Genomic DNA, 26019 nt, shown 5'->3' with positions numbered 1-26019 from the left:
GGCCGGCAAACTCAATCAATTACTTACGCCGAGCGAGCCTGTCCCGGAAATACTCCACCACCGCCGCTTGCTCTCCCGCAAACTCGATACGCGCACCTTTGCTTTCCCGCTGGAACGCATACATCGGGTCGTAGTACTCACGCAACAACCCTTCAATCCAGCCACGGTGCATCTCCACCGCGCCGCTGCGGGCCTGCTCTGCCAGGGCGTCCTGCATCACCGCGTGCAACCGCGCAAACCGCTCACCGCCCAGGCGCTTGTGGATATTGCCCAGGCTTTGGGTCAGGCGCTCGGCAAACAGTTCCTGGCCAGTGTCGCCAAACACCGCGACAAACTCGGCGCAGAGGTCCACCACATAATCCTTCAGGATGCGCTCCACGCGGCCTTCAACGCTGTCTTCCAGCCAGACCATCGCAAAGCCCTGCATGCCCTTGTGCAACGGCAGTGGCAGCGCGCAGCTGCCGATCATGCGGCTCTCATCCTCGACCACAAACTGCTCGATACCGGCGGCACGCTTTTTCAGCAGGTCCACCGCCAGGCAGTTTTCGAAGTCGATGTTAGAAGGTTGGGTGGTGGCCCGCTTGCCGAAGCTGGAGCCGCGATGGTTGGCGTGGCCTTCCAGGTCCAGGGCATTGCTCAACTGGCCGAGCACTTCGGTCTTGCCGGTGCCGGTCATGCCGCCCAGCAACACGAAGTCGCATTGCGCGGTGGCGTCTTCAACGGTATCAAGCAGGAACGTTCGCATGGCCTTGTAGCCACCACCAACGCGCGGGTAGTCGATACCCGCCTCGGTTTTCAACCATTGCTGGGCAATCTGCGAACGCATCCCGCCGCGAAAGCAATACAGCACGCCATCAGGATTGGCCCGGGCGAAACGCGCCCACTGCTCAATACGTTCAGCCTTGATCGCTCCGGATACCAACTTGTGACCGAGGACGATCGCCGCCTGCTGGCCCTGCTGCTTGTAACAGGTGCCCACCCGCTCGCGCTCCTCGTCGGTCATCAACGGCAGGTTGACCACCCCGGGAAACGCGCCCTTGATGAACTCGATCGGCGCGCGGGTATCCATCATTGGCCGGTCGTTGAGAAAGATGTCGCGGTAATCGGTGATGTCGACGGGCATCAGAACACCTCTACCGCGTTGGTCTGTCGCTCAACCAGTTCGCCGATCGGCTCAAGGTCCAGGCCCAGTTCCGCTGCCACGGCGAGGAATTCGGCATTGCCTTCGGGGGTGACCGCCACCAGCAGGCCGCCGCTGGTTTGCGGGTCGCATAGCACGCGCTTGTGCAGCTCATTCAGGCGCCCGAGCTTGCTCGCATAGCTGTCGAAGTTGCGCAAGGTGCCGCCAGGTACACAGCCTTGCTCAAGGTAGTACTCAACCCCGGGCAGGCGTGGGACTTTTTCGTACTCGATGCGCGCCGTCAGGTGGCTGCCGTCGGCCATTTCCACCAGGTGGCCCAGCAGGCCGAAACCGGTGACGTCAGTCATGGCCGTTACACCGGCCAGCTTGCCAAAACGGCTGCCGGGCTTGTTGAGGGTGCACATCCAGTCACGGGCCAGGCCGATGTCGGCCTCGCGCAGCTTGCCCTTCTTTTCTGCGGTGGTGAGGATGCCGATGCCCAAGGGTTTGGTCAGGTACAGCTGGCAACCCGCTGTGGCGGTGTCGTTGCGCTTCATGTGGCGTTTTTCCACCAGCCCGGTAACGGCCAGGCCGAAGATCGGCTCGGGGGCGTCGATAGAGTGGCCGCCAGCCAGCGCAATCCCGGCCGCGTCACACACCGAGCGGCCGCCGCGGATCACTTCCCGGGCAATTTCCGGGGCCAGTACGTTGACCGGCCAGCCGAGAATCGCGATGGCCATCAACGGATCACCGCCCATGGCGTAGATATCGCTGATGGCGTTAGTGGCGGCAATGCGGCCGAAGTCGAAGGGGTCATCGACAATCGGCATGAAAAAATCGGTGGTGGAGACCACGCCGCGCTCCTCGTCGATGGCATACACCGCTGCGTCATCGCGCGAAGCGTTGCCAACCCAGAGCTTGGGGTCGAGGTTCTGCGCGCCACTGCCGGCGAGGATCACTTCCAGTACCTGAGGTGAAATCTTGCAACCGCAACCCGCACCGTGGCTGTATTGGGTCAGGCGAATAGGCTCGTTCATGGGTGTCCCTCAAGGCGTCAAGTGGGCGGATTCTAGCAGACAGCAAAAGGCCGACTGCATGCAGTCGGCCTTTATGTTCAGCCCTTAGTGTTTGCCAGCAAGCCGTTTATGCCGGTTGCGTCGCATCATGTTCAAGCACTCGATAGCCGCCGAGAACGCCATGGCCGCATACACATAGCCTTTTGGAACATGCGCGCCGAAACCTTCGGCGATCAGCGTCATGCCGATCATGATCAGGAAGCCCAAGGCCAGCATCACAATAGTCGGGTTGTCGTTGATGAACTTGGCCAACGGCTCGGCCGCGACCAGCATCACGATCACCGAGACCACCACGGCAATGATCATGATCGGCAAGTGCTCGGTCATGCCCACCGCGGTGATGATGCTGTCGATGGAAAACACCATGTCCAGCAGCAGGATCTGGCCAATCGCCGAAGCGAAGCCCAGGGTCACGCTCGGCGCTCCGGTATCTACATGTTCCTTTTCAGGGTCCATGCTGTGATGGATCTCGGTGGTTGCCTTCCACACCAGGAACAGGCCACCGGCGATCAGGATCATGTCCTTCCAGGAGAACGACTGCCCCAGGATGTCGATGACCGGCTCGGTCAACTGCACGATAAAGGCAATGGTGCTCAACAGGCCCAGACGCAGGATCAACGCCATGCTGATACCGATGCGGCGGGCCTTGGCCCGGTGTTGCACCGGCAACTTGTTGGTGAGAATCGAGATAAAGATCAGGTTGTCGATCCCCAGCACAATCTCCATGACGATCAGGGTGGCCAGTGCGATCCATGCGGTCGGGCTGGCGGCCAGTTGTAAAAGGTAATCCATAGGTCAGTCCTGGTGTGATGTTCGGGGATCAGGTTTCTTGCGAGGCAGGCTCAGGCTTCTTGCGTTCCTGTTCCTCCTCGCTTTGCGGCGGGGCGATCAAGCGCTTGGTCGCATCACTCAAGGCCTGCTCGGCAGCCTGGTGGGTGTCGTCAATCACTTGCTTGGCCGACTCGGTGGCTTTACCCAGCAGTTGTTGCGCGCTTTTTTCCGCTTGGTCACAGCCACTGAGCATCACTAATGAAAGCGCAAGTAACGCCGTTGCGCCCAGGGAATTGAGTTTCATGATGCGTTCCTCGTTAGAACCGTCGGGTCCAAGTAGTGGCCCCTCGATAGCGACGCATTCTATGCAGCCAAACACTTCAGGAAAATTCGTATTTTTTTCGCTTATACTTCGGTTTTCACGAAGTGTTGGCCGCCATGCTCAATTATCGACAACTGCACTACTTCTGGGTCGTCGCCAAGACCGGCAGCATCGTGCGCGCCTGCGAGCAACTGAACCTCACGCCGCAGACTATCAGCGGGCAGATCAGCCTGCTGGAACAGACGTTTGGCGTGGCGTTGTTTCAGAAGGTCGGGCGCCAGCTGGAACTGACGGAAGCCGGGCGCCAGGCGCTGCCCTATGCCGAGCAAATGTTTCAGCTGGGCAATGAGCTTGAAGCGATGCTGCGCACCCAGCCCAACGAGCAGCAGATCCTGTTCCGGGTCGGCGTGGCGGATGTGGTGCCCAAGTCCATCGTCTATCGGCTGATTGCGCCGACCATGGAGCTGAGTGAGCCGATCCGCATCACCTGCCGTGAAGACAAGCTTGAGCGCTTGTTGGCGGACCTGGCGATTCAGCGCCTGGACCTGGTGATCTCCGACAGCCCGATGCCCCCGCACCTGGACATCAAGGGCTACAGCCAGAAGCTGGGGGAATGCGGGATCAGTTTTTTTGCGACCCAGGCATTGGCTGACCAGCATCGCGGCGATTTCCCACAGTGCCTGCAGGGTGCGCCGCTGTTGATTCCAGGGGCGGAGACGGTGGTGCGCAGCCGGTTGCTGCGCTGGTTTGCCGAGCAGCAGATTCAGCCACGGATTGTCGGGGAGTTCGACGACAGCGCGTTGATGCAGGCGTTTGGCCAATCCGGCAGCGGGATTTTTATCGCACCCAGCGTGATTGCCGACGAGGTGGAGCGCCAGTACGGCGTGGCGCTGATCGGCCAGACGGATGCGGTGACCGAGTCATTTTATGCGATCTCGGTGGAACGCAAGGTCAAGCACCCCGGCATCGTGGCGATTACCGAAGGTGCAAGACGGGAGCTGTTTACCTCCCCGCCCTGACGGCTCAGGCGCAGACGGAGCGGGTCTTGGCGGTCATCAGCCACAGCGCCAGCAGGATCGACAGCAGGATAAAACCGGCGGCGGCAAACCCCAGGCTGCCCAGGCCCAGGGTGTCGATCACATGCCCACCCACCAATGCTCCCAGCCCAATCCCCAGGTTGGCCCCGGCAATGTTCAGCGAGGCAGCAAACGCCGGCGCATGAGGCGCGGCCTTCATCAGCCGCACATGGCTGACCAAAAACAATGCCGCCTGGGTCACGCCCCACACGGCCATCGCCGCCGCCAGCCCGACGGTGGAGTGGATGGCGGGCACCAGCGCCACCATGCCGGCGATCATGAAGCCGCAGAACACCATCGAGGCGATCAGCGGATGCCGGTCGACCATGCGCCCGCCCAATGAGTTGCCGATCAGGCCCACGGCGCCAAAGCCCATCAGGCACCAGCCCACCAGCGTTCCATCGAAACCCGCCAGGCGCTCGAGAATGTCCGCCAGGTAGGTGTACGCGGTGAACATGCCGCTGAACACCAGGATCGACAGCAGGATATGGCCCTGCATCAAAGGGCTGCGCAGGATCTTGAACTGCGAGCGCAAGCTGGCCTGGTCGTTCTTCGCCCGCGTCTTCGGCAAGTAGATAAACAGCAGCAGCGCCTTGGCGAACGCCACCACCGCGAGAATGCCAAAGGCGGTGCGCCAGCCGAACATATCGGAAATCAGCGTGCCCACCGGGATGCCGAAGACCGTGGCACACACGATCCCGAAGCCGATCTTTTCAATCGCACGGCCGGCGAAATCCGGGCCCACGATGTCTACCGCCGTCTCACTGGCCAGGGCCCAGAACACCGGTAACCCCAACGCCGGGATCAACCGCGCCAGGGACATGACCCAGATATTCGACGCCATCGCCGCCAGGGTGTTGGCCAGCCCGAACATGATCAGGATCGTGATAAACAGCCGCTTGCGCTCGAACCGCGCGAAATACGCGGTGAGGAACGGGCCAAACGCCGCCACCGTAAAGGCAAACAGCGTCACCAATAAACCGGCCTGGGACACGCTCACGTCAAGGTCCGAAGCGATGGCTGGCAACAGGCCGACGATGATGAACTCTGTGGTCAGCACGGTGAAACCGGCCGCTGACAACAGCAAAATCGGAAACAACATTAAAAACTCCAGAAAACAGCGACATCAACGAAAGCCCGGAAGGCCCGCTGATAGAGAAGAAATAAGAGGATGGGTAATGTTAACAGAATGTGTCCCTTCGTGGCGACGCAACGCCGCACCCGAATAAGACGTTTCCTACAGATGCTAGACTTCGCCCCTGCCAGATTCACGCTGCCTTAGCTGCATCTAATTAGAAAAAACCAGAGACAACTCTTTTATGACTGCTGCCCCTTCTCTCTTTCAACGGCTGATATCTATCAGCCTGGTCACCCAAATCGTCATCGGCCTGATCGCTGGTATCGTGCTGGCCCTGTTGTTACCCGACGTTGCGCAAGCCAGCGGATTTATCGGCAAGGTTTTCGTCTCGGCGCTCAAGGCCGTCGCGCCGATCCTGGTGTTTGTGCTGGTAATGGCTTCGATTGCCAGCCACAAGCACGGCCAGGAAACCCATATCCGGCCGATCCTGTTCCTGTACCTGCTGGGCACCTTTGCTGCTGCCGTGGTCGCGGTGATCGCCAGCACGCTGTTCCCCTCCTCACTGGTGCTGGCCACTCACGACATAGCCGTCAGCGCGCCCGGCGGCATCGGCGAAGTGTTGCAAAGCTTGTTGCTCAGCGTGGTGGACAACCCGGTCAGTGCGCTGATGAACGCCAATTTCATCGGCATTCTCGCCTGGGCCATCGGCATGGGCATAGCGATTCGCCACGCCAGCGACACCACCCGCACCGTGCTGGGCGACTTGTCCAACGGCGTCACGCTGATCGTACGCATGGTGATCCGCTTCGCGCCCCTGGGGATCTTCGGCCTGGTGGCCTCGACCCTCGCCACCTCCGGCTTCGGCGCCTTGCTGGGCTACGCGCACCTGTTGCTGGTGTTGATTGGCTGCATGCTGTTCGTGGCACTGGTGATCAACCCGGCCATCGTGTTCTGGAAACTGCGTCGCAACCCTTACCCGCTGGTGCTGATGTGCCTGCGTGAAAGCGGCATCACCGCGTTTTTCACCCGCAGTTCGGCGGCTAACATCCCGGTCAACCTGGCGCTGAGTAAGCGCCTGGGCCTGCATGAAGACACCTACGCGGTGTCGATCCCGCTGGGCGCCACCATCAATATGGCTGGCGCTGCCATTACCATCACCGTGCTGACCCTGGCCGCCGTGCACACTCTGGGCATTGCCGTGGACATCCCCACTGCCGTGCTGTTGAGCGTGGTCGCCGCGGTGTGCGCCTGTGGGGCATCGGGCGTTGCCGGGGGTTCGCTGCTGTTGATCCCGCTGGCGTGCAGCCTGTTCGGTATTCCCAGCGAAATCGCCATGCAGGTGGTGGCTGTTGGCTTCATCATCGGCGTACTGCAGGACTCGGCGGAAACCGCGCTGAACTCGTCCACCGACGTGTTGTTCACCGCTGCCGCGTGCCTGGGCAAGGAACAACAAGCCGCGTAAACCTTGCGCGCACAAAAAAGCCCGGGGCGATTCTTCAATGAACCGCCCCGGGCTTTTTTATTACAAAGGCTTAGAACGCGCCCATGTAGTCGCGCTTGCCCACTTCCACGCCGTTGTGGCGCAGCAGGGCGTAAGCGGTGGTGACGTGGAAGAAGAACTGCGGCAAGCCGTAGCTCAACAGGTACGACTGGCCGCTGAAGCGCTTCTCTTTCGGAGTGCCAGGGCGGGTGATGATTTCGATGCCTTCTTTACCGTCGACCTGGGCCGGGGTGATGGTGTCGATAAACGCCAGGACCTTGGCGATCAGCGCTTGCAGGTCAGCGAAGGTGACTTCTGTATCGTCGTATTTCGGTACTTCGATCTCAGCCAGGCGGGCAGAAACGCCTTTGGCGAAGTCGACAGCGATCTGCACCTGGCGCACCAGCGGGAACATGTCCGGGTACAGGCGCGCTTGCAGGAAGGCGTTCGGGTCGATGTTCTTGGCGGTGGCGTGGGCTTCGGCCTTGTTCAGCACATCGCTCAGGGCGTTGAGCATTTGCTTGAAGACCGGGAGGGAAGCGGCGTACAGGGAAATAGTCATGACAGTCTCGACAGTTGTGGCAGGGTTTGAAACAGCGGCGATTATAGACATGCCGGCAGCCGGCGCCGCTTGTCTTTTATTTTTTCAGGATTAGGCTAGTGGGCTCACTGCATTAGGGAAAGCGCGATGACCACCGAGCACGACACGACTTCTGAAGAACCGCGCCTGAACAGCACGGAAATCCGCATCCTTGGCTGCCTGATCGAAAAACAGGCCACCAGCCCCGAAACCTACCCGTTGACCCTTAACGCGCTGGTGATTGCCTGCAACCAGAAAACCAGCCGCGAGCCGGTGATGAACCTCAGCCAGGGCCAGGTCGGCCAGAGCCTGCGGGCCCTGGAAGGTCGCGGTTTTACCCGGCTGGTGATGGGCAGCCGCGCCGACCGCTGGGAGCATCGGGTGGACAAGGCGCTGGAGTTGGTGCCGGCCCAGGTAATTCTCAGCGGCCTGCTGTTTCTGCGAGGCCCGCAGACCGTCAACGAACTGCTGACCCGCAGCGGGCGCATGCATGACTTTGAAGACGCCGAGCAGGTGGTGCATCAACTGGAACGCCTGATAGCCCGAGGGCTGGCGTTGTTGGTGCCGCGTCAGTCGGGGCAGCGTGAAGATCGGTATATGCATGCACTGGGCGACCCGGCGGATATCGAGGCGATCCTGGCGGCGCGTGGCAATCCGGTGGAGCGTGGTGCGGGAGGTGGCGTTTCACTGGAGCGTATCGAAGAGCTGGAGGCGCGGATTGCGGCGTTGGAAGAGCGCCTTTCCCGTCTTGAGTAATGTGCGTGGCGAGGGAGCTTGCTCCCGCTGGGTTGCGCAGCAGCCCCAAGAAAATGGGAGCGCTACGCACTCCAGCGGGAGCAAGCTCCCTCGCCACAGCAAGCTCCCTCGCCACAGCAAGCTCCCTCACCACAGCAAGCTCCCTCGCCACACAGTCAGCGGTGATGTTCAGCTTCGAGCAAACGCCACCGCCGCCTGGAACTGCTCATCCGTCGGCCGCACACCGGTGTACAGCACAAACTGCTCCAGCGCCTGGATGGCGATCACTTCCAAACCGGTAATTACCCGCTTGCCCTGGGCGCGGCCACGCAGGATCAGTGGGGTTTCCGAGGGAATGGCCACCACATCGAACACGATCTCGGCCGAATCAATGGCGTCGGCGTCAAACGCCAACTCGTCCGCCTGCGCCCCGCCCGTCATGCCAACCGGCGTCACGTTGATCAACATCTGCGGGCGCAAAGCCCCCAGCTGCGCCTGCCACTCATACCCCAGGCTCTGGGCCAGCGCCTGGCCCGCCACTTCATTGCGCGCCACGATCACGCCATTGGCGTAACCGCCATCACGCAAGGCACTGGCCACCGCCTTGCCCATGCCGCCGCTGCCGCGCAGGGCGAAGGTCGAGTCCTTGGGCACTTGGTGCTTCTTCAGCAGTTGCTCGATAGCGATATAGTCAGTGTTGTATGCCTTCAGATGCCCGTCGGTGTTGACGATGGTATTGATCGACGCAATGGCCCGCGCCGAATCATCCAGCTCATCCACCAGGGCTATACAGGCCTCCTTGAACGGCATCGACACGCCACACCCACGAATGCCCAACGCACGAATACCCCCCACGGCGCCGGTCAAGTCCTGGCTGCTGAACGCCTTATAGTAGAAATTCAGCCCCAACTGCTCGTACAGATGGTTATGAAAGCGCAGGCCAAAGTTCCCGGGGCGCGCCGACAGTGACATGCACAATTGGGTGTCCTTGTTGGGGTTCATCTGCATCGGTAACTCCTTGAAGCCCTTCCAGAGGCGGTTTCGGATAGACGGAATACCCGCGCCTGCGGGTTGTCGTGGATCATACGCACTGTGCCCGGCCGCTTGTGTAAGCCAGCCGATACAGACCTTACACAACCTTTACCTATCGGCTGTGCTGTTTTTTAGAAATACGCTGTCTTAAAAGTATCCCCGCGACAATCCTTGAGTCTATTGATTGCAGACCACAAGCGCAGGGGCTAACCGAGGAATGACCATGATTCGTAAAATCCCCAAGATCGCCTTGCTTATCGGCGCACTCGCTATAGCAGGACAAGCCTCCGCCCACGGTGGTGGTTGGGGTGCTCCGCTTGCACTGGGCGCCATTGTCGGTGCAGTGGTAGGCGGCTCGATTGTCGCCAACCAGCAGCAGCCGGTTTATGTGCAACAGCCGGTGTATGTCCAGCCGCAGCCGGTGTATGCCGCTCCGCCGCCGGTGTACTACGCACCGCCACCGCCGGTGTATGTGCAACAACAGGTTTATTACCGCCCGGCGCCGGTCTATTACGGCCCACCGCGCGGCTACTACGGCCCTCCACACGGTTATTACGGTCGCGGCTGGTAAGCACGAACTGATACACCTGAACAGGCTCCGCCCTAAAAGCGGGGCCTTTTTTTTGGCCTGCAGGTCTGAATAAATCTTGCCAGTGTCGTTATAAGGACAATGGCCGTGGCCAAATCCCACATCATTAAGCTCAATTGGCACTTGCCCGACCACGGCTTGCGCTGTCATGTTTGTGTCTCAAAAGGCTTCCACTATCGACACTGTCCAGCCAATAACAAAAAGGACGATTGCCCATGCCCACGCAAAATCCCCACCGCACCGCCGGCCTGTGCACCTCAAGCAAGGTCTATAGCGTACTGACCGAGCTCAAGGCCCTGGAAGGTCACCGGAACGCCAAATTCCTGTCCCTGCTGGCGGAAAACCTGGTGCGCAAGGGATTGATCAGCGAACAGGAAGTGGTGCATATGCTCGACCAGGTAGTCGACTGACGACGCGCTACTCGATAGCAGTGATGTCGACTATCACGCAGGTTAATTTCCCCTTAAAACCTCCACACCATACTGTCACCTCCATAGCGTATTGGAGGTCGTCATGCCCACTATTCAAATCATGTCCGTCATCGGCAGTGCCGTGCCCGCCTCACTGCGGGAACTGGGTTTGCTCGCCTGCTGGTACCTGGTACGCGATGGCGAGGCCATCAGCGGTCCACTTACCTCGTTGCCGGCCGCCCAGGCCCTGTCGCGGAAGATGGCGCATTGTTTTCATGCCTAAGGCAGTTGCACCCGTGGTTTGGTTTCGACAAACAGCGCCCAACTGGACATGAACAGCGCCGCAATCAGCGGCCCGATGACAAAACCGTTCAGGCCAAAGATCGACAAGCCTCCCAGGGTCGAGATCAGAATCAGGTAATCGGGCATCCGGGTGTCCTTGCCCACCAGGATCGGCCGCAGCACGTTGTCCACCAGCCCGATCACAAACACCCCGAACAACCCCAGCACCACGCCTTGCCAGATCGACCCGCTCAACAAAAAATACGCCGCCACCGGCCCCCACACAATCCCCGCGCCCACCGCTGGCAGCAACGACAGAAACGCCATCAACACCGCCCAGAGCAACGCACTGGGAATGTCCAGGAACCAGAAGATCAAGCCACCCAACGCGCCTTGGGTGATCGCTACCAATACGTTGCCCTTGACCGTGGCCCGCACCACCCGGTTGAACTTGAGTTGCAGGCGACGCTTTTGCGGTTCGGCCAGCGGCACCGCGGTGCGGACCTTGCGCACCAACTCGGGGCCGTCGCGCAGCAGGAAAAACAGCAAGTACAGCATGATGAAAAAACTCACCAAAAAATCAAACGTGCCCTGGCCAAAGCTGAACGCCTGGCTCGCAAAAAACTGGCTGCCCTGCATCGCGCTCTTGACGATTTTCTCGCGCAGGCCTTCCAGGTTGCCCATGCCAAAGCGGTCCAGCAGGTGCTGGAAATATGGCGGCAGAAAGTTCTTGAACTGCTCGATGTACCCGGCCACGTCGAGTTTGCCGCTCTCGACGTTCTTGTAAAGCGTGGCCCCTTCCTGCACCAGCAAGGCGCTGGTGATGATCACCGGCAAAATGGCGATTACCAGGCACACCGTCAGGGTCGCCAATGAGGTGAGGTTGCGGTTCCAGCCAAAACGTTGCTGGAAGCGCCGTTGCATCGGCGCAAAAATGATCCCCAGGATCACCGCCCAGAACACCGCGCCGTAGAACGGCAGCAAAATCCAGATAAACGCGATAGTCACCAGGGCGAGCAGCAACAGCAGGGTTTTGAATTGCAGGTTGGTTTGATTCATTCCGATCCATCTCAAAAAAACGCAGGACACTCGTGTGCACCCTGATGGTTAGTCCGCTGCAAATCCTGCGAGTGCCCTATTTATTAGACCTGGATCAATAAACCCTGCGGCTGGCCCGGCTAACCTGCCGCCCTTTTGCGACCCGAGCCCATGCCCCCCGTTATCGCCCCCGAACTGCTCGCCCCCGCTGGCACCCTGAAAAACATGCGTTATGCCTTTGCCTACGGCGCCGACGCCGTCTACGCCGGGCAACCGCGCTACAGCCTGCGGGTGCGCAATAACGAGTTTGACCACACCAACCTCGCCCTGGGTATCCAGGAAGCCCAGGCCCAGGGCAAGCGTTTCTATGTGGTGGTCAACATCGCGCCGCACAATGCCAAGCTGAAAACCTTCCTCAAGGACCTCGCCCCGGTGATCGCCATGGGCCCGGATGCGCTGATCATGTCCGACCCGGGCCTGATCATGCTGGTGCGCCGGCACTTCCCGCACATGCCGATCCACCTGTCGGTGCAGGCCAATACGGTGAACTGGGCCAGCGTGGAATTCTGGCAGTCCCAGGGCATCTGCCGGATCATCCTGTCGCGGGAGCTGTCGCTGGAAGAGATCGACGAGATTCGCCAGCAAGTGCCCGCCATGGAGCTGGAAGTGTTTGTGCACGGCGCGCTGTGCATGGCGTATTCCGGGCGCTGCCTGCTCTCTGGCTACATGAACAAGCGCGATGCCAACCAGGGTTCCTGCACCAACGCCTGCCGCTGGAAATACCAGGCCACGCCTGCGGTGGAGAACGCCGTCGGCGACATCGTGCAGCAATACGCGCCCGAGCCGACGCTGGGCCTCGGCGCCCCCACCGACCAGGTGTTCTTGTTGCAGGAGGCCAACCGGCCCGACGAACAGATGCCCGCCTTCGAGGACGAGCACGGCACTTACATCATGAACGCCAAGGACCTGCGGGCGGTGCAGCACGTCGAGCGGCTGGCACGCATGGGCGTGCATTCGCTGAAGATCGAGGGCCGCACCAAATCCCACTTTTATTGCGCCCGTACCACCCAGGTGTATCGCCAGGCGATTGACGACGCGGTGGCCGGACGCGACTTTGACCGAGGCTTGATGACCAACCTCGAATCCCTGGCCCAGCGCGGCTACACCGAAGGGTTCCTGCGCCGGCACGTGCACGATGAATACCAGAACTACCAGAACGGCAGCTCAGTGTCCGAACGCCAGCAGTTCGTGGGCGAGCTGACCGGTGAGCGGCGCGGCCACTTGGCCGAGGTCAAGGTGAAGAACCGTTTTGCGGTGGGCAACCACCTGGAACTGATGACCCCGGCGGGAAATTTTCACTTTGACCTGGCCACGCTGCACAACGCCAAGGGCGAGGCGATCGAGGTCGCGCCGGGTGACGGGCATACGGTGTATGTGCCGATTCCGGCAGAAATGGACCTGCGCTTTGGCCTTCTGATGCGCGACGTTTAACGTCGCCAAACACCCTGATTATGTTGAGGGCGCTTGCTATGGCGAGGAGATTGCTGTGGCGAGGGAGCTTGCTGTGGCGAGGGAGCTTGCTCCCGCTGGGCTGCGAAGCGGCCCCAAAACAGGCAATGCGATTCTTTCTGACAAACCGCATCAGCCAGATCAGGGCCGCTTCGCAGCCCAGCGGGAGCAAGCTCCCTCGCCACAAAAGCGCGTTTTTCCACAAAAACTTCCTCATCACAAAAGCAGGGCATGCGCGCAATAGGCTCATTAGCACAGTAGAATTGGCGGTTCTGCGTACCGCCACCTTGTCTTGAGCGGTCACCCTCTTTTTTACGGAGATCGCCTTGCGTCTGTTTCACACCTCCGACTGGCACCTTGGGCAAAACCTGCACGGCCAGGAACGCGACTTCGAACACGCCTGCTTCCTCGACTGGCTGCTGGGCCAGTTGGGCCTGCACCGCCCTGATGTGCTGCTGATCGCCGGCGATATCTTCGACACGGTCAACCCGCCGCTGAAGGCCCAGGAGCGGCTGTACGACTTCATCATCAGCGCCCACGAGCAAAATCCCGGGCTGACCATCGTGATGATCGCCGGCAACCACGATTCCGGCTCGCGCATCGAACTGCCAGCGCCGTTGATGCGCCGCCTGCGCACCCACGCTCTGGGCCGGGTGTTGTGGCTGGATGACGGGCAACTGGATGTCGAGCGCCTGCTGATTCCATTGCCCGGTGCCGACGGTGAAACCGCCGGCTGGTGCCTGGCCCTGCCCTTCCTGCGCCCGGCCGAAGTGACCGGCGCGCAACTGGGCGACGATTACCTGCGGGGCATCGGCCAGGTTCACGAATGGCTGATCGCCGCCGCCAATGCCAAGCGCCAGCCGGGCCAGGCGCTGGTTGCCATCAGCCATTCCCATATGGCCGGCGGCTCGGTGTCGGAAGACTCCGAGCGCAGCCTGATCATCGGCAATGCCGAGGCGCTGCCCGCCAGCCTGTTTGATGCCAGCGTCAGCTATGTGGCCCTCGGCCATTTGCACAAACCCCAGCGGGTAAATGGCGAGGAGCGTATACGCTACTGCGGCTCGCCGATTCCGCTGTCGTTTTCGGAAATCGGCTACCAGCACCAGATCCTCGACGTGCAACTGGACGGCGAAACCCTGGTCAGCGTCGAATCCCGACTTATCCCGCGCTCGGTCAACCTGCAACGCCTGGACGCCGCGCCCCTGGCCGACATCCTCAAGCAACTGGCCGACCTGCCCGACATCGATCTGCTGGCCGAAACCCAGCGCCAACCCTGGCTCGAAGTGCGCGTGCGCCTCGACGAGCCGCAACCCGACCTGCGCCAGCAAGTAGAAAACGCCTTGCAAGGCAAGGCCGTGCGCCTGGTACGCATCGCGGCGGAATACGCCGGCAGCGGCAGCCGCGAAGACAGCCAGCAAGACCGCCTGATCGAACTCGACCAGCTCACGCCCCAGGAACTGTTCAGCCGCGCCTGGCAGGAAAGCTACGGCAGTGACGTGGACGAACAGACCCTGAAGGACTTCGCCGTACTGCTCCAGGAAGTGCAACAGGAGGGCGAACAGCCATGAAGATCCTCGCCATTCGCCTGAAAAACCTCGCGTCCCTGGCAGGGCCGTTTGAAATCGACTTTACCGCCGAGCCCCTGGCCAGTGCCGGGTTGTTCGCGATTACCGGGCCGACCGGCGCCGGTAAAAGTACCCTGCTCGATGCGCTGTGCCTGGCCCTGTTTGGCGCCGTGCCGCGCCTGGGCGACACCGGCCAGGCGAAGATGCCGGATGCCGACACCGACATTTCCATCGGTGACCCGCGCACCCTGATCCGCCGGGGCACCGGGGGCGGTTATGCTGAAGTGGATTTTGTCGGCGTCAGCGGCCGTCGCTACCGCGCCCGTTGGGAAGCCAACCGCGCCCGGGACAAGGCCAGTGGCAAGCTGCAAGCCAGCCGCCAAAGCCTGATCGACCTGGACAGCGAGCAACTGCTGGCCAGCCAGAAAACCGAATACAAGACCCAACTGGAACTGGCCCTGGGCCTGAACTTCGAGCAGTTCACCCGCGCCGTTCTGCTGGCGCAAAGCGAGTTCAGCGCGTTCCTCAAGGCCAACGACAACGAGCGCAGCGAACTGCTGGAAAAGCTCACCGACACCGCGCTGTATACCCAACTCGGCCGCCGCGCGTTCGACAAGGCCAAGGACGCCCGGGACGCCCACAAACACCTGCAAGACCAGGCCACCGGCGTTACCCCGCTGGCCCCTGAAGCCCGCGCCGAGCTGGACGAACAGCTTGCCGCCGCGCAGTTGCAACTCAAGACCCAGCAGGCGCAACTCAAGCAACTTGAGCTGCAGCACACCTGGCTCAAGGAACTGCGCGAATGGCAGGAACGCCAACAAGGCGCGGTCGAGCAACTGCAACAAGCCCAGCACCTCTGGCAAAGCCAGGGCCCGCAACGCCTCGACCTCAGCCGCCTGGAACAACTGGCGCCGCAACGCCATCACTTTGCCCGCCAGGCTGAACTGACGACGCACCTGCAGCCGCTCGCTGCGCAGATCCAGCAGCACCTTGAGCAACAAGCCGCGCTGCACACCCGCCAGACGCAACTGCAGCAGCAGCAGACTGAGGTGCACGCCGCCCTCGCCCGGGCACAGCAGCAACAAACCGACGCCGTGCCCCTGCTGCGCCAGGCCTTCGAAGAGCAAACCACCCTCGCCCACTTGACCCGTGAGCTGACTAAGCGCAGCGAAGAAAAACAGCTGGGCGAAACCGCCTGTGTGGAAGGCCAGGCTGCCTTGACCGGCCTGTTGGACAAGCAAAAAGTCGTCGCCGAGCGCCTGAATCGACTGGCCGCAGAACTTGAACGCAGCGCCGCCCTCGCGCCGTTAAGTGAGGCATGGACCTACCAGCGCGAGCGTCTGCAGCAGTTGATGGTGATCGGCGGTCGCCTTAAAAAAGGCACTGAAGAACTGCCGCAACTGGAAGAACGCAGCACCCGCCTCGCTGAAAAATGGACCGCACAACGTGAGGCCCTGGACCTGCTGTACCACGAAGCCGGCGCCGAGCCCCATGCGGTGGCCGAACAGATCCAATTGCTCGGCAGCCTGCTCCAGGACAATCGCAAGCAACATCGCGCGTTTGAAGACCTGGCGCGGCTGTGGGGCAGCCATCAGCAACTGGACAGCCAAAGCCAGGCCCTGACGCAAAAACAGACCCTCGCCCAGCAACAACGAGAGCTGTTGAACCAGAGCGGCCTGCAAGCCAAGGCCGAGCTGACTGTCGCCGAACAGACCCTGGCCGTCACCAAGCAACTGCTGGAACGCCAGCGCCTGGCCCGCAGTGCCAGCGTCGAGGAATTGCGCGGCCAGCTTCAGGACGATCAACCCTGCCCGGTGTGCGGCAGCGTCGAGCACCCGTATCACCAGCCCGAAGCCATGCTGCAAAGCCTGACCCGGCACGACGAAAGCGAAGAGGCCAACGCCCAGCAAGCCGTCGATGTGCTCAAGGAAAAACTCACCGAGCTGCGCGACGAAGTGGGCGGCCTGATCGCCCAGCAAAAGGAATTCCTGCAACAGCAGGAGCAGCTCGCCAGCCAGTTGCAGGCCTTGGTGCCAAGCCTTGAAGCCCACCCACTGTCAGCTTCGCTGTTTAACCAGGACGCCACCAAACGCGATGCCTGGCTCGCCCAGCAACTGAGCCAGCTCAGTCAAAGCCTCACCCAGGATGAGCAACGCCAGGGCGCCCTGCTCAACCTGCAACAAAACGCCGGGCGTATGCAGCAACAGCTGCAAGCTGCCCAGGACGCCAGCCAACAGGCGCGTCAATTGCTGATCGACCAGCAACGGGAGCTGTCCAACGACCGCGAACGCCTGGACGAAGAACTGCATGCCTTCGCCAGCCTGTTGCCGAGCGAGACCCTGGACGGCCTGCGCAGCGAGCCGGCAGCGACCTTCATGGTGCTCGACCAACAGGTCAGCCAGCGCCTGGAGCAACTCGATAACCAAAAGGAAGAACTGGCCGAACAGCTGCAGCGCCAGCAAGCTATCGAGAAAGAACAGGACCGCCAGCAGCATCGCCAACAGCAGTTGGAGAGCTTGCAAAAACAGCTCGCCGAACACAGCGCCCTGCAACACGCCGCCGAAGAAAAACTCGCCGGCCTGCTGGGCGCAAACCCCAGCGCCGAACACTGGCAGCAGCAACTGGACCAGGCCGTCGAGCAGGCTCGACAGCATGAGAGCGAGGCCAACCAGCAGTTGCAGGACACCCGCAACCAGCTGACCCAATTGGCTGCGGACCTTAAGTCGCTGCACGAGCGCCAACAGTCCCTGGACACCGAGCACCTGGCCCTCACTACGCGCCTCAGCGACTGGCGCGCCTTGCACCCCGAACTTGATGACGAAGGCCTGGCGCGCCTGGTGGGCTTCGATGAGCCGCAGGTGGCCGAGTTGCGCCAGCAACTGCAACACAGCGAAAAAGCCGTCGAACAGGCCAAGGTGCTGCTGCAAGAACGCGAACAGCGGCTCAAGGATCACCAGGCGCTGCACAACGGCAACCTCGACGCCGGGCAGTTGGACAATGCCTTGGCCGAACTCAATACCGCACTGGCGATTGGCGAAAAACACTGCGCCGAACTGCGCGCCCAGCAGGCTGATGACCAACGACGCCAGGACGCCAACCAGGCGTTGGCAACACAGATCGCCAAGGCCTACGAGGAATGGCAGCGCTGGGCCCGCCTCAATGCCCTGATTGGTTCAGCCACCGGCGATACCTTCCGCAAGATCGCCCAGGCCTACAACCTCGACCTGCTGGTGCACCACGCCAACGTGCAACTGCGCCAACTGGTGCGCCGCTACCGCCTCAAGCGCGGTGGCAGCATGCTCGGCCTGCTGGTGCTCGACACAGAGATGGGCGACGAATTGCGCTCGGTGCATTCGTTGTCCGGTGGCGAGACCTTCTTGGTGTCGTTGGCCCTGGCCTTGGGCCTGGCGTCGATGGCGTCCAGCACATTGAAGATCGAGTCGCTGTTTATCGACGAAGGCTTTGGCAGCCTCGACCCTGAATCGCTGCAACTTGCGATGGACGCCCTCGACGGCTTGCAGGCCCAGGGCCGCAAGGTGGCGGTGATTTCCCACGTGCAGGAAATGCACGAGCGGATTCCGGTGCAGATCCAGGTCAAGCGCCAGGGCAATGGCTTGAGCACCCTGGAGGTCAAGTGAGCCAGGGGGTGTTGTATTCGTTCCGGCGCTGCCCGTATGCGATGCGGGCGCGGATGGCCCTGCGGTATTCGCAGGTGGCGGTGCAGATCGTCGAGGTCAGCCTCAAGGCCAAGCCGGTTGAGATGTTGGCGCTGTCGCCCAAGGGCACGGTACCGGTGCTGAGTGTGGACGGTCGGGTAATCGATGAGAGCCTGGCCATCATGCGCTGGGCCTTGGCTCAGAATGATCCCGAGGGTTGGTTGCTGGAGGACGAGGCGGCGGCGCAGGCGCTGATTGAAGAAAACGATCAGGCCTTCAAATATCAATTGAATCGATACAAGTATGCCGAGCGTTATCCGCAGCAGCCGATGGAACATTATCGGGCCGAGGGTGAAGTATTTTTGTTGAAGCTGGAGGGATTGCTGGCGGGGCGGGAGTATTTGCTGGCCGGGCATTTGAGCCTGGCGGATGTGGCACTCGCACCGTTTGTGCGGCAATTTGCGCATGTGGATCGGGAGTGGTTTGCCCAGGCGCCGTATCCGCGGTTGCAGGACTGGTTGCAGCGGTTTCTGGATTCGTCGTTGTTTGTCGCGGTGATGGCAAAAACCTGAGGTCAGAGCCAGCTTGTTGTGGCGAGGGAGCTTGCTCCCGCTGGGTTGCGAAGCGACCCAAAAAATGGGACTGCTGCGCAGTCCAGCGGGAGCAAGCTCCCTCGCCACAACAAGCCTGCTCTTAAAGAGTATTGCGCTCAGTTCTGGATTTTGTGGTCCAGCGCTGCGTAGAAGTTGGCGCTTTGTTGCAGGTATTTCTGGGTGTAGGCGCTGGTGCTGGTTTTTTTGCTGCTGATCTCAACGCTGGCGCTGGCTGGCAACGCAACAGTGGCGGAAACAGCGGAAGCGGCGATGATCGAGAAGAGATTGAAGTTCATGTCGGTAACCCTTGTGTTCGGTTGGCTGAGTGGCCTGTGTTGGCCTTGGAACCAAACTTACGCCCGAGGGGTTAGCCTTAGAAATTCATTGAAACACTAGCCGCTATCAATACGATTAATACAAGAGGTCAGGCCCCGCTGTGCGGGGCCTGTGGCTTATTGTCGCGCCAGGAACTTGAGGTCGCTGGGGGCATCAATCGCCAGTTTCTGCGTGGTTTTGCCCAAAAGGCCGGTCTTGGGGTCGCGCTCTACGACCACAATCTGGTTGCTCTTCTGGTTGGCGATCAGCAGGAACTTGCCGCTGGGGTCGAGGGCGAACTCGCGGGGATGATCACCTTCCACTGAGCGGCGCTGGATCTCTTTCAACTGCGCGGTGGCCGGGTCGATGGCAAACACCAGCATCTGGTTGGCGGTGCCACGGTTGCTCACGTAGAGGAACTTGCCGTCGCTTGAGGTATGCAGCGCGGCGCCGGCCTTGTCGGAGACAGGTTGGCCATCTGCAAAGTTGACCAGTTGCTTCTGGGTCAGCTTACCGTCGTTGTAATCGAACACCGCCACTTGCGCGCTCATCTCGGTGGTCAGCCAGGCGTGCTTGCCGTCTGCGGTGAACAGCAAGTGCCGCGGGCCGCTGCCCGGTGGCAATTGCACAAACGCAGGGTCGGCCGGGGTCAGCGGCAGTTCATGGTTGGCCTTGGGGTCGTAGTGGTAGGCGAAGATCTTGTCTGCCCCCAGGTCCTGCACAAACACGTATTTGCCGTCTGGCGAAGACACCACCGAATGCACATGGTTGGACGCCTGGCGCTCAGGGTTGACCCGGCTGGCCGGGTGCCCGCTCAACTGCACCGGCGGCGACAGCTTGCCTTCAGCGTCTACCGGCAATACCGCGAGGCTTCCGCCTGGATCTTCCAGCACAGAATAGTTGGCCACGAACAAGTAGCGCCCGTCGCCGGCCAGGCTGGAATAGGTCGGCTCATTGCCCAGGCTCTGCACCTGGTTGATCAGGGTCAACTGATGGTTTTTCGGGTCGATGCTGTAGCTGCTCACGCGCCCCACCGGGTCTTTTTGGCCCGGGCCGTTTTCATTCACCACAAACAGGTGCTTCTGGTCTTTGGACAGGGTCAGCCACGACGGGTTGGCCGCCTTGGCGGCGAGCACCGGCTGGCCGCTGAACTGCCCGGTGCGGCTGTCGAACTGCAAACGGTAGATGCCTTCACTGGAGCCAGCGGTGTAGCTGCCCACCAGCAATTCAAAGGTATCCACCGGCGCGGCCTGGACCGACATCGCGCCTACACTGCCGGCCATCAGCAGGGGCCAGAATTTACGCATCATCATCCGCTTCATCCTCGTCATTATTGTTGCCGGTGACGCCGCTCATGCAGACCAGGCGGTGTTCGCCCGAGTCACCGGTAAGGGTCCAGCTTTGCAGGGTTTGATCAAAGGTCGCCGCCTTGACCTGCTCCAGGCTGAAATTCCAGCGCTTCTCGGCGCGACCGTCCATGCAGCTGATCAGTAACTTCTGGTCATCCAGGCTGAAATCAAAGGTATGCAGGCCATCGATTTCGACCATCTGGCAGTCTTTAAACGCGTCGAGCAAGGTAGCGGTGTCGGCAGTCATAACCATCAATCATCAAGAGGAAAGACCTCATGATAGGTCAAATCGTTGCATCGGCCTAAGCCGCCATTAGAGGCGGCATTGCGATATCACCCGTGCGTACAGGCATTGGCCGGGTGATGGCAAATACCATCGTTCACATCCGGCCATAAATTCGCTCGGCGGTGACACCGCCATGAACAGCGGCAGGAGCCCGCCGCGAAACAGTTGCCAACGTATTCCCCAAGAAACCCAAAGCCTGCTGACGTATTTTTTCCAGCACTTTCGCGGTGCACCCCGCGAGGGTTCCACATCAGTAAGGAGGCGTTTCCATGATTTCCAGCAGCAGAGCCCCACGTGCTTTCCAGACCGTCACCCGACCGCTTGAACCCGCCCCGCTGAACTCCGCTCCTTCCCCGGGCCCAACCCCTGCGCGTCCCCTGCCCCTGCCCCGCTCGTCGGCCCCGCCAGTGCCGACGCCCGCGCAGACGACGGCCCAAGGGGTGAACGTACGCTTCGCGACACGTCCCACGGTCCGGTCGGTGGTCTCGCAGTTACTGGATGAGGCGATCAAACAGCTATTGCCCACCCTGCAACTGGACCTGGCACACACCTCGCTGTCGCGAGCGGCCGCAGATACCTCGGCGCAACAACGGCCGACCCCACTGCTGGAAGTGGCCCTGCATCACCTAATTGACCGTGACGAACTGGATTTCAACGACGCGACCTTCGACCCGCCCTTGAGCGACCCGCAAAAGCAGGCCGTCGAACTGGCGATACGCAGCCTTCGCGAACTACTCAAGCCCGCATTCCAGCAAGCCCTCACCCGCTACTGGAGCGAGCCGGGCACGGGTGAAACCGGCAGCCGCTGGCTCGGACTCAGCAACACCCTCAGCAACACCTTGCGCACCGCAGCGCTGACTCAGCCGGGGCTTACTGACGCGCACCAGGACACCCTCGACCAGATCGTGACCTGGCCCGACAGCACCCAACGCCAGCGCGCCAAGGGTAAAGATGCCGCCAGCGTATTCGTGCTCGACTCCACCCTGACGCACTCCGGCAGTACCTCCACCATGCTCAGTCCGGACCTGCTGATTACCCGGCAAATCGATGGCCAGACCCGGGTGCTGCATGCCACTGCGGCGGGCGTCATCACGCCCTATGCTTCTCTGGAAGACTTCGGCAAGGCATGGGGCAAGCGACTGGAGCAGGCCTATGTGTTCGAGGCCTTGAGCTGGAAACGCCAGGAACCCCAGGGAAATGTGTTCGATACCCAGGCGGCACTATTGCTCAATTGGCAGTTGGAGAACCTAACGTCCATTGCAGTGCCCGGCAAGGGCACCCTCAACGAGCTGGAGCAGGCCTTTGCCCGGGCGAGCAATCCGGCCCCCTGGTTTACCGATGCCTATACTCCGCCGGCGGGCACGCTTGAGCAGATGCGCGAGAAACTCCCCACCTGGATGGGTCGGGCCACCCCGGCAGAACGCCTCGCCTACAGCACCCGCACGCTGGAGCTGGCAAGCAGTGTGCAACGCAATCAGGGGCGCACCTTCCTCACCGACATTCCCGACATCCGTGAATTTACCCGGCAACAACTGCAACCCTTGCTGCAGCCCCTGGGTTTGCAGGCCGACCAGGTACAGGTCACCTTCAAGGTGCCGGTGGGTGACTTGGGCAGCGGCTATATCGAACGGGTGCCCATGAGCCTGACCGACATGGCCTTGCGTAATCTCGCCGGGCTGCCCAAGGGCGAGATGGAGGTGCGCCACCACGGCCAACTGCTGCGCGACGCCGCCCTGCCACAACAGCTCAAGCAGATCATTACCCAGGTCGACATCGGTACAACGTACCCGGCCTTGCTCCAACGCCAGTTGCTCGATGACACGCCCACCGCCCGCGAGCGCAGCACCCTGTTCGCCGAACAAGTGCCCATCCAGTTGTCGATGCAAGCCCTGGAGCTCAAGCTCAAGGGCGCAGCCGGTATCAGTGCGCGTGGCTACCAATACCTTGAAGCCGTGCTCAAACCCGGTGTCGGCGAGAAAACCGTCGATGGCCACCCTATCGTCATGCGGCCCCTGGCGTTTTTACGCAAGCCGGGGGCAACTCCCGATGTGGTCACCAACATGTTTGTGATTGAACCCCAAAACGCGGCCAACGGCCCGCACCTGCTCTACCGGCCCATGCTGGCACCTGCGCTGCAGGAATTTGCCACCCGCCAGGCCCTGCTGGAGGCGGTGCAACAACCCGGCCCGCTGCAGCAAAGCATACTGGCCTGGCTACCCGACGACCGTACACGTGCGGTGTATGGCAATGGTGGTTTCAACATTCCGAATATTGCTCATTACTACCGCTCAAATGAGTTCGACGCCCCCGATACACCGGCGCCCACGGCCCTGGCCACGGACGGCTATGCGCCAGCAAAGACCCTGGCCCGTGACCTGCACGACGGCCGGTTGATGGAGCATCTGTTCAACGCCAATGCCCGTAGCCTGGTTGACCTCGCGCAAGGGCAGTCAGTGTCCGACACGCAAAGCCGCTGGGCCTCCTACAAGGAGCTTGGCTGGCTGTTGTTCAACACCGTGCTCCCTGTTTTGCGGGGGCCGGGTGCGATGGCGGGCTGGCTGGTGCAGTTGGCCAATACCGAAGAGGACATCAAGAAGCTGACCAACCTGGATAACCAGGACGCCTCGGCGGCAACGGTCGACCTTCTGGTCAATGTCGCCTTGTTGTTGGCCCATGCCGGTACATCCGGTTCGACCACGCCCGTGGAAAAATTCGAGGAGACGGCGCGCCCCGCAGGCCCGGCGCTACGCCAACCCAACGCTGAACCGACGCCACCGCGTGCCATGGCCCGCCAAAGCCCGGCCCCGGACGCCCCTGGCGTGATTGGCAACCACAGCACCGCGCTGGATTTTTCCTTCTCCAGCCCACGGGCATTGACACCTGGGGAGCACGCGCAAATTGAGTCGTTCAAAGTGCCCGCCCCGTCCGGTGTTGGAGCTGCGATTGCCGAAGGCCCACAAAGGGGCCTGTACCGGGTCCATGAGAGGTTGTATGCGCAGGTTGATGGCCATTGGTTTCGCGCCGCCAGTGACCTGGATGGCGTGTTCATCATTGATGCAAACCACAAGGCACGTACCGGGCCGCCACTGATCCGTGACGCGCAAGGCCATTGGAGTTTTGATACCCGGCCCAAATTGAGAGGCGGGGCCGGTAACGCCAAAAGTATCGCCGCCCGGCTGAAAAAGAATGCGCAGGTCGAGCGAGAGATGCAGGCCCAGAACAGTGCGCGCGTTGGCGCTAACTTGCCGGTATTCGTCGCGCGCGATGCAATCAAGCATCAAACGCTCGAAATCAACACCGACTATCACAGTGCTCGCAAGAAACTCCAGGAGCTCTGGAAAGAGAACAACCTGGGCGAGCAACGAGGGCAGCTCACCGAGCAAATTAAAACCCAACTAGAGGCCACCAATAAGCTGAAAGCTGAACTGGAGAAAAGCCTCATAAAGCTGGAGGAAAAAACCAACACCGCCTACGCCGCCCTCCAGGAACAGGTCGAGACCCTGAACCCGAGAAAACTCGGCGGCTGGGACGACACCTCGGAAAACAAACGCCAGCGCTCCATTGACTATCAGGGCATGTTCACGATTTACCGCGATATCGAAAGCCTGCGCATCGGCCTGGTCAATGACAGTAATACCTTTGGCGTTGGCGGTGCCCCCATAGGACAAATACTGCGCGACGCGGGGACGGGCAACAGGCTGGCCTATGACGAATTGCAGGAAACCTTGAAGCGTGGCTACCACGACCGTGAAAAGCTGTGTGAAGCGGCGCAAGCCACGCAGACCGCCCTCGAAAAATGGAAAAACGACTCCGCGTACGGCAACAAAAAAGCCGAGGAGCACCTGAAAACCCAGAAGGCCTGGCCCCCCGCCTTTACCGTTCTGAAGATGAGGCTGGGGGTGCTGTCACATCTCAAGGAACTCGCTCTTAACCGGCTGACTCGCAGCACCGAACCTTCCGAGATGTTTTTTTTGCAGCGCTTCAAAGACAACGACCTCAAATCGGTCTCCAGCGCCTTTCTGGAACAGCAACAATACAGCGGCTATACCCTGGCGGAGCGCAAGGCCACCTTGCAGACGGTGATCGACAAATACCAACGGTCCTTGAGCGATATGACCTCGCTGCACGAGGAAAACCCCGCATTCTTTCGCGATGAATACCGCCAGGCCCTTGCGGATCGCCTCAACGACGTCATCAACGATGCCCGGACGCAACTGGCCGAGGTGATGGGAGAGGAGCAATCGTTGAGCCCCGCCGTGGCGAAGCATGCCGAAAAACAGCGTAAACCGGCCAACCAACGGGTGTTCAACACCCGAGATAAAGAAACCTTGATTGGCAGCCTGCGGCGCCCCCAAGCCGGGGAATCGCACCCTATCATCGACGTACTTGACGCACAAACCGGGCGCCCCATTGCCAGTTACAGCGAACACCCCACAGAGCATGAATGGGTAAAGATCGTCCCCGCTCAACCGGTACCCAGAGCCCCGGCCACGCCCTCCCCCAAATCCCTGGCATCCTACAGGTCAGACGGCCAACGGCTGATGGACGAAGGCGCCTCGATCGAGCGCTCGATTTTGTTCCAGAAAAAAAAGCTTGGGGACCCATTGCGCAGGGAAAGCCTCAACCCGCTGGACTGGAACGACATGCTCGAAGCCCAGGCCGAAAAGCTCGAACGCATGGCACAACGAACCGCCGCCGAACATGGCACCGACCCAAAGGCCACTGAACTGGTCAAGCAGTGGAACAGTGCCGTTGGCGAGATGCGCAAAAACGCCCGCCAGCATTGCGCCGACGGTTACATGGCATTGCCACCCAAACCCGCAAACGTCGATTTTCTATGGCAGCACGGGTTTGTCGACATAAACCTGTTACGCCGGGATATTGCGACCAAAAGCGGCGACGTGTTTACCGAGTATGCGGTGCGCAAAAAAGACCAGGGTGAGGTGCTGTGGTATGCCCACTTTCACTACCCGGCCAAAGGCTCGCCACGCAATCTCTATACGGCGGCCCATCTGAAAATCCCGTCCCAGCGCACCAAGACCCAGAAGGACTTGATTGCCGAAGCCGGCAACAACCGGGTGGTCGAGCAAATCACTCGGGCGCGTATTGGATCGCCACTCGATGAGAAGCTGTTTCTGAAACTCTGACGCCAAAAAA

At 61.0% G+C, this 26019-nt stretch carries 22 protein-coding genes; 11 read left to right on the top strand and 11 right to left on the bottom strand.

Annotated elements, in window-relative coordinates; genetic code table 11:
* Window positions 1–19 precede the first annotated feature (19 nt).
* The 4 genes from mnmH to ACZRN6_RS23780 form a co-directional block, all read right to left on the bottom strand.
* A complete protein-coding gene (gene mnmH / locus ACZRN6_RS23795; RefSeq protein WP_464008979.1) occupies window positions 20–1123 on the bottom strand; it encodes a tRNA 2-selenouridine(34) synthase MnmH in 1104 nt (367 codons plus the stop codon).
* The gene (selD, locus tag ACZRN6_RS23790; protein WP_322145812.1) at window positions 1123–2157 is read right to left on the bottom strand and encodes a selenide, water dikinase SelD; all 1035 of its coding nucleotides are present in this window, start codon (window positions 2155–2157) and stop codon (window positions 1123–1125) included. Before selD ends, mnmH begins: the two co-directional genes overlap by 1 nt.
* Before the next feature lie 84 nt (window positions 2158–2241).
* On the bottom strand, window positions 2242–2988 hold the full coding sequence (locus ACZRN6_RS23785) for a TerC family protein (protein ID WP_464008978.1): 747 nt from the start codon (window positions 2986–2988) through the stop codon (window positions 2242–2244).
* A gap of 28 nt (window positions 2989–3016) precedes the next feature.
* Window positions 3017–3271, bottom strand: a complete 255-nt coding sequence (locus tag ACZRN6_RS23780; protein WP_464008977.1) for a hypothetical protein — start codon at window positions 3269–3271, stop codon at window positions 3017–3019.
* A 134-nt stretch (window positions 3272–3405) separates the two neighbouring features.
* Between ACZRN6_RS23780 and nhaR the strand changes: the two genes are divergently transcribed.
* Window positions 3406–4308 carry a transcriptional activator NhaR gene (gene nhaR / locus ACZRN6_RS23775; RefSeq protein ID WP_464008976.1) on the top strand — a complete coding sequence of 301 codons (903 nt, stop codon included), beginning with the start codon at window positions 3406–3408 and terminating at the stop codon, window positions 4306–4308.
* Window positions 4309–4312: 4 nt separating this feature from the next.
* Here nhaR and ACZRN6_RS23770 read toward each other — a convergent pair whose 3' ends face one another.
* Complete coding sequence (locus tag ACZRN6_RS23770) at window positions 4313–5467, bottom strand: MFS transporter (RefSeq protein WP_464008975.1); 1155 nt, start codon at window positions 5465–5467, stop codon at window positions 4313–4315.
* Between the two features lie 217 nt (window positions 5468–5684).
* Between ACZRN6_RS23770 and sstT the strand changes: the two genes are divergently transcribed.
* Window positions 5685–6905, top strand: coding sequence for a serine/threonine transporter SstT (gene sstT, locus ACZRN6_RS23765; protein ID WP_464008974.1), 1221 nt, complete (start codon window positions 5685–5687; stop codon window positions 6903–6905).
* A gap of 70 nt (window positions 6906–6975) precedes the next feature.
* On the opposite strand, the gene ACZRN6_RS23760 is transcribed toward sstT, so the two are convergent.
* The gene (locus ACZRN6_RS23760) at window positions 6976–7485 is read right to left on the bottom strand and encodes a DUF1993 domain-containing protein (RefSeq protein WP_003211233.1); all 510 of its coding nucleotides are present in this window, start codon (window positions 7483–7485) and stop codon (window positions 6976–6978) included.
* 126 nt (window positions 7486–7611) lie between these two features.
* On the opposite strand from ACZRN6_RS23760, the gene ACZRN6_RS23755 reads away from it, so the two are divergent.
* Complete coding sequence (locus ACZRN6_RS23755; RefSeq protein ID WP_322145817.1) at window positions 7612–8259, top strand: YceH family protein; 648 nt, start codon at window positions 7612–7614, stop codon at window positions 8257–8259.
* Window positions 8260–8427: 168 nt separating this feature from the next.
* Here ACZRN6_RS23755 and ACZRN6_RS23750 read toward each other — a convergent pair whose 3' ends face one another.
* Window positions 8428–9246, bottom strand: a complete 819-nt coding sequence (locus ACZRN6_RS23750; RefSeq protein ID WP_322145818.1) for a shikimate 5-dehydrogenase — start codon at window positions 9244–9246, stop codon at window positions 8428–8430.
* 241 nt (window positions 9247–9487) lie between these two features.
* Here ACZRN6_RS23750 and ACZRN6_RS23745 point away from each other — a divergent pair, with 241 nt between their 5' ends.
* From ACZRN6_RS23745 to ACZRN6_RS23735, 3 genes are all read left to right on the top strand, one after another.
* Window positions 9488–9841: a hypothetical protein gene (locus tag ACZRN6_RS23745; RefSeq protein WP_088423277.1), complete on the top strand. Its 354-nt coding sequence runs from the start codon at window positions 9488–9490 to the stop codon at window positions 9839–9841.
* 233 nt (window positions 9842–10074) lie between these two features.
* Window positions 10075–10269, top strand: coding sequence for a hypothetical protein (locus ACZRN6_RS23740; protein WP_464008973.1), 195 nt, complete (start codon window positions 10075–10077; stop codon window positions 10267–10269).
* A 103-nt stretch (window positions 10270–10372) separates the two neighbouring features.
* Complete coding sequence (locus ACZRN6_RS23735) at window positions 10373–10552, top strand: hypothetical protein (protein ID WP_322145820.1); 180 nt, start codon at window positions 10373–10375, stop codon at window positions 10550–10552.
* Here ACZRN6_RS23735 and ACZRN6_RS23730 read toward each other — a convergent pair.
* On the bottom strand, window positions 10549–11610 hold the full coding sequence (locus tag ACZRN6_RS23730; protein ID WP_322145821.1) for an AI-2E family transporter: 1062 nt from the start codon (window positions 11608–11610) through the stop codon (window positions 10549–10551). The two genes, ACZRN6_RS23735 and ACZRN6_RS23730, sit on opposite strands and share 4 nt — an antisense overlap.
* A gap of 150 nt (window positions 11611–11760) precedes the next feature.
* On the opposite strand from ACZRN6_RS23730, the gene trhP reads away from it, so the two are divergent.
* The 4 genes from trhP to ACZRN6_RS23710 all read left to right on the top strand — a co-directional run bounded on the left by trhP (window position 11761) and on the right by ACZRN6_RS23710 (window position 18891).
* Window positions 11761–13080 (top strand): prephenate-dependent tRNA uridine(34) hydroxylase TrhP, encoded by a 1320-nt coding sequence (gene trhP / locus ACZRN6_RS23725; RefSeq protein ID WP_322145822.1) that lies wholly within the window; start codon window positions 11761–11763, stop codon window positions 13078–13080.
* A 344-nt stretch (window positions 13081–13424) separates the two neighbouring features.
* A complete protein-coding gene (locus ACZRN6_RS23720) occupies window positions 13425–14666 on the top strand; it encodes an exonuclease SbcCD subunit D C-terminal domain-containing protein (protein WP_464008972.1) in 1242 nt (413 codons plus the stop codon).
* Window positions 14663–18301 carry an AAA family ATPase gene (locus tag ACZRN6_RS23715; RefSeq protein WP_464008971.1) on the top strand — a complete coding sequence of 1213 codons (3639 nt, stop codon included), beginning with the start codon at window positions 14663–14665 and terminating at the stop codon, window positions 18299–18301. Before ACZRN6_RS23720 ends, ACZRN6_RS23715 begins: the two co-directional genes overlap by 4 nt.
* Entirely contained in the window at window positions 18298–18891 is a 594-nt protein-coding gene (locus tag ACZRN6_RS23710) for a glutathione S-transferase (protein WP_322145825.1), read from the top strand. Before ACZRN6_RS23715 ends, ACZRN6_RS23710 begins: the two co-directional genes overlap by 4 nt.
* 137 nt (window positions 18892–19028) lie before the next feature.
* On the opposite strand, the gene ACZRN6_RS23705 is transcribed toward ACZRN6_RS23710, so the two are convergent.
* The 3 genes from ACZRN6_RS23705 to ACZRN6_RS23695 form a co-directional block, all read right to left on the bottom strand.
* Entirely contained in the window at window positions 19029–19208 is a 180-nt protein-coding gene (locus ACZRN6_RS23705; RefSeq protein ID WP_003211212.1) for a hypothetical protein, read from the bottom strand.
* A gap of 156 nt (window positions 19209–19364) precedes the next feature.
* Window positions 19365–20540 (bottom strand): lactonase family protein, encoded by a 1176-nt coding sequence (locus tag ACZRN6_RS23700; RefSeq protein ID WP_322145826.1) that lies wholly within the window; start codon window positions 20538–20540, stop codon window positions 19365–19367.
* A complete protein-coding gene (locus ACZRN6_RS23695; protein ID WP_322145827.1) occupies window positions 20527–20823 on the bottom strand; it encodes a DUF5629 family protein in 297 nt (98 codons plus the stop codon). The genes ACZRN6_RS23700 and ACZRN6_RS23695 overlap by 14 nt, the downstream gene beginning before the upstream one ends.
* A gap of 479 nt (window positions 20824–21302) precedes the next feature.
* Here ACZRN6_RS23695 and ACZRN6_RS23690 point away from each other — a divergent pair, with 479 nt between their 5' ends.
* On the top strand, window positions 21303–26009 hold the full coding sequence (locus ACZRN6_RS23690) for a dermonecrotic toxin domain-containing protein (protein ID WP_464008970.1): 4707 nt from the start codon (window positions 21303–21305) through the stop codon (window positions 26007–26009).
* The last annotated feature ends 10 nt before the right edge of the window (window positions 26010–26019 follow it).

The sequence above is a fragment of the Pseudomonas sp. A125 genome (genome assembly GCF_055409485.1).
Note: the sequence above shows the minus strand (reverse complement) of the source record. Positions and strands in the feature narration are given on the sequence as shown.

Excerpts from the sequence above, each read along its gene's own strand:
- mnmH (WP_464008979.1), bottom strand. The coding sequence starts at position 1,123 with ATGCCCGTCGACATCACCGATTACCGCGACATCTTTCTCAACGACCGG.
- selD (WP_322145812.1), bottom strand. The coding sequence starts at position 2,157 with ATGAACGAGCCTATTCGCCTGACCCAATACAGCCACGGTGCGGGTTGC.
- ACZRN6_RS23785 (WP_464008978.1), bottom strand. The coding sequence starts at position 2,988 with ATGGATTACCTTTTACAACTGGCCGCCAGCCCGACCGCATGGATCGCA.
- ACZRN6_RS23780 (WP_464008977.1), bottom strand. The coding sequence starts at position 3,271 with ATGAAACTCAATTCCCTGGGCGCAACGGCGTTACTTGCGCTTTCATTA.
- nhaR (WP_464008976.1), top strand. The coding sequence starts at position 3,406 with ATGCTCAATTATCGACAACTGCACTACTTCTGGGTCGTCGCCAAGACC.
- ACZRN6_RS23770 (WP_464008975.1), bottom strand. The coding sequence starts at position 5,467 with ATGTTGTTTCCGATTTTGCTGTTGTCAGCGGCCGGTTTCACCGTGCTG.
- sstT (WP_464008974.1), top strand. The coding sequence starts at position 5,685 with ATGACTGCTGCCCCTTCTCTCTTTCAACGGCTGATATCTATCAGCCTG.
- ACZRN6_RS23760 (WP_003211233.1), bottom strand. The coding sequence starts at position 7,485 with ATGACTATTTCCCTGTACGCCGCTTCCCTCCCGGTCTTCAAGCAAATG.
- ACZRN6_RS23755 (WP_322145817.1), top strand. The coding sequence starts at position 7,612 with ATGACCACCGAGCACGACACGACTTCTGAAGAACCGCGCCTGAACAGC.
- ACZRN6_RS23750 (WP_322145818.1), bottom strand. The coding sequence starts at position 9,246 with ATGCAGATGAACCCCAACAAGGACACCCAATTGTGCATGTCACTGTCG.
- ACZRN6_RS23745 (WP_088423277.1), top strand. The coding sequence starts at position 9,488 with ATGACCATGATTCGTAAAATCCCCAAGATCGCCTTGCTTATCGGCGCA.
- ACZRN6_RS23740 (WP_464008973.1), top strand. The coding sequence starts at position 10,075 with ATGCCCACGCAAAATCCCCACCGCACCGCCGGCCTGTGCACCTCAAGC.
- ACZRN6_RS23735 (WP_322145820.1), top strand. The coding sequence starts at position 10,373 with ATGCCCACTATTCAAATCATGTCCGTCATCGGCAGTGCCGTGCCCGCC.
- ACZRN6_RS23730 (WP_322145821.1), bottom strand. The coding sequence starts at position 11,610 with ATGAATCAAACCAACCTGCAATTCAAAACCCTGCTGTTGCTGCTCGCC.
- trhP (WP_322145822.1), top strand. The coding sequence starts at position 11,761 with ATGCCCCCCGTTATCGCCCCCGAACTGCTCGCCCCCGCTGGCACCCTG.
- ACZRN6_RS23715 (WP_464008971.1), top strand. The coding sequence starts at position 14,663 with ATGAAGATCCTCGCCATTCGCCTGAAAAACCTCGCGTCCCTGGCAGGG.
- ACZRN6_RS23705 (WP_003211212.1), bottom strand. The coding sequence starts at position 19,208 with ATGAACTTCAATCTCTTCTCGATCATCGCCGCTTCCGCTGTTTCCGCC.
- ACZRN6_RS23700 (WP_322145826.1), bottom strand. The coding sequence starts at position 20,540 with ATGATGATGCGTAAATTCTGGCCCCTGCTGATGGCCGGCAGTGTAGGC.
- ACZRN6_RS23695 (WP_322145827.1), bottom strand. The coding sequence starts at position 20,823 with ATGACTGCCGACACCGCTACCTTGCTCGACGCGTTTAAAGACTGCCAG.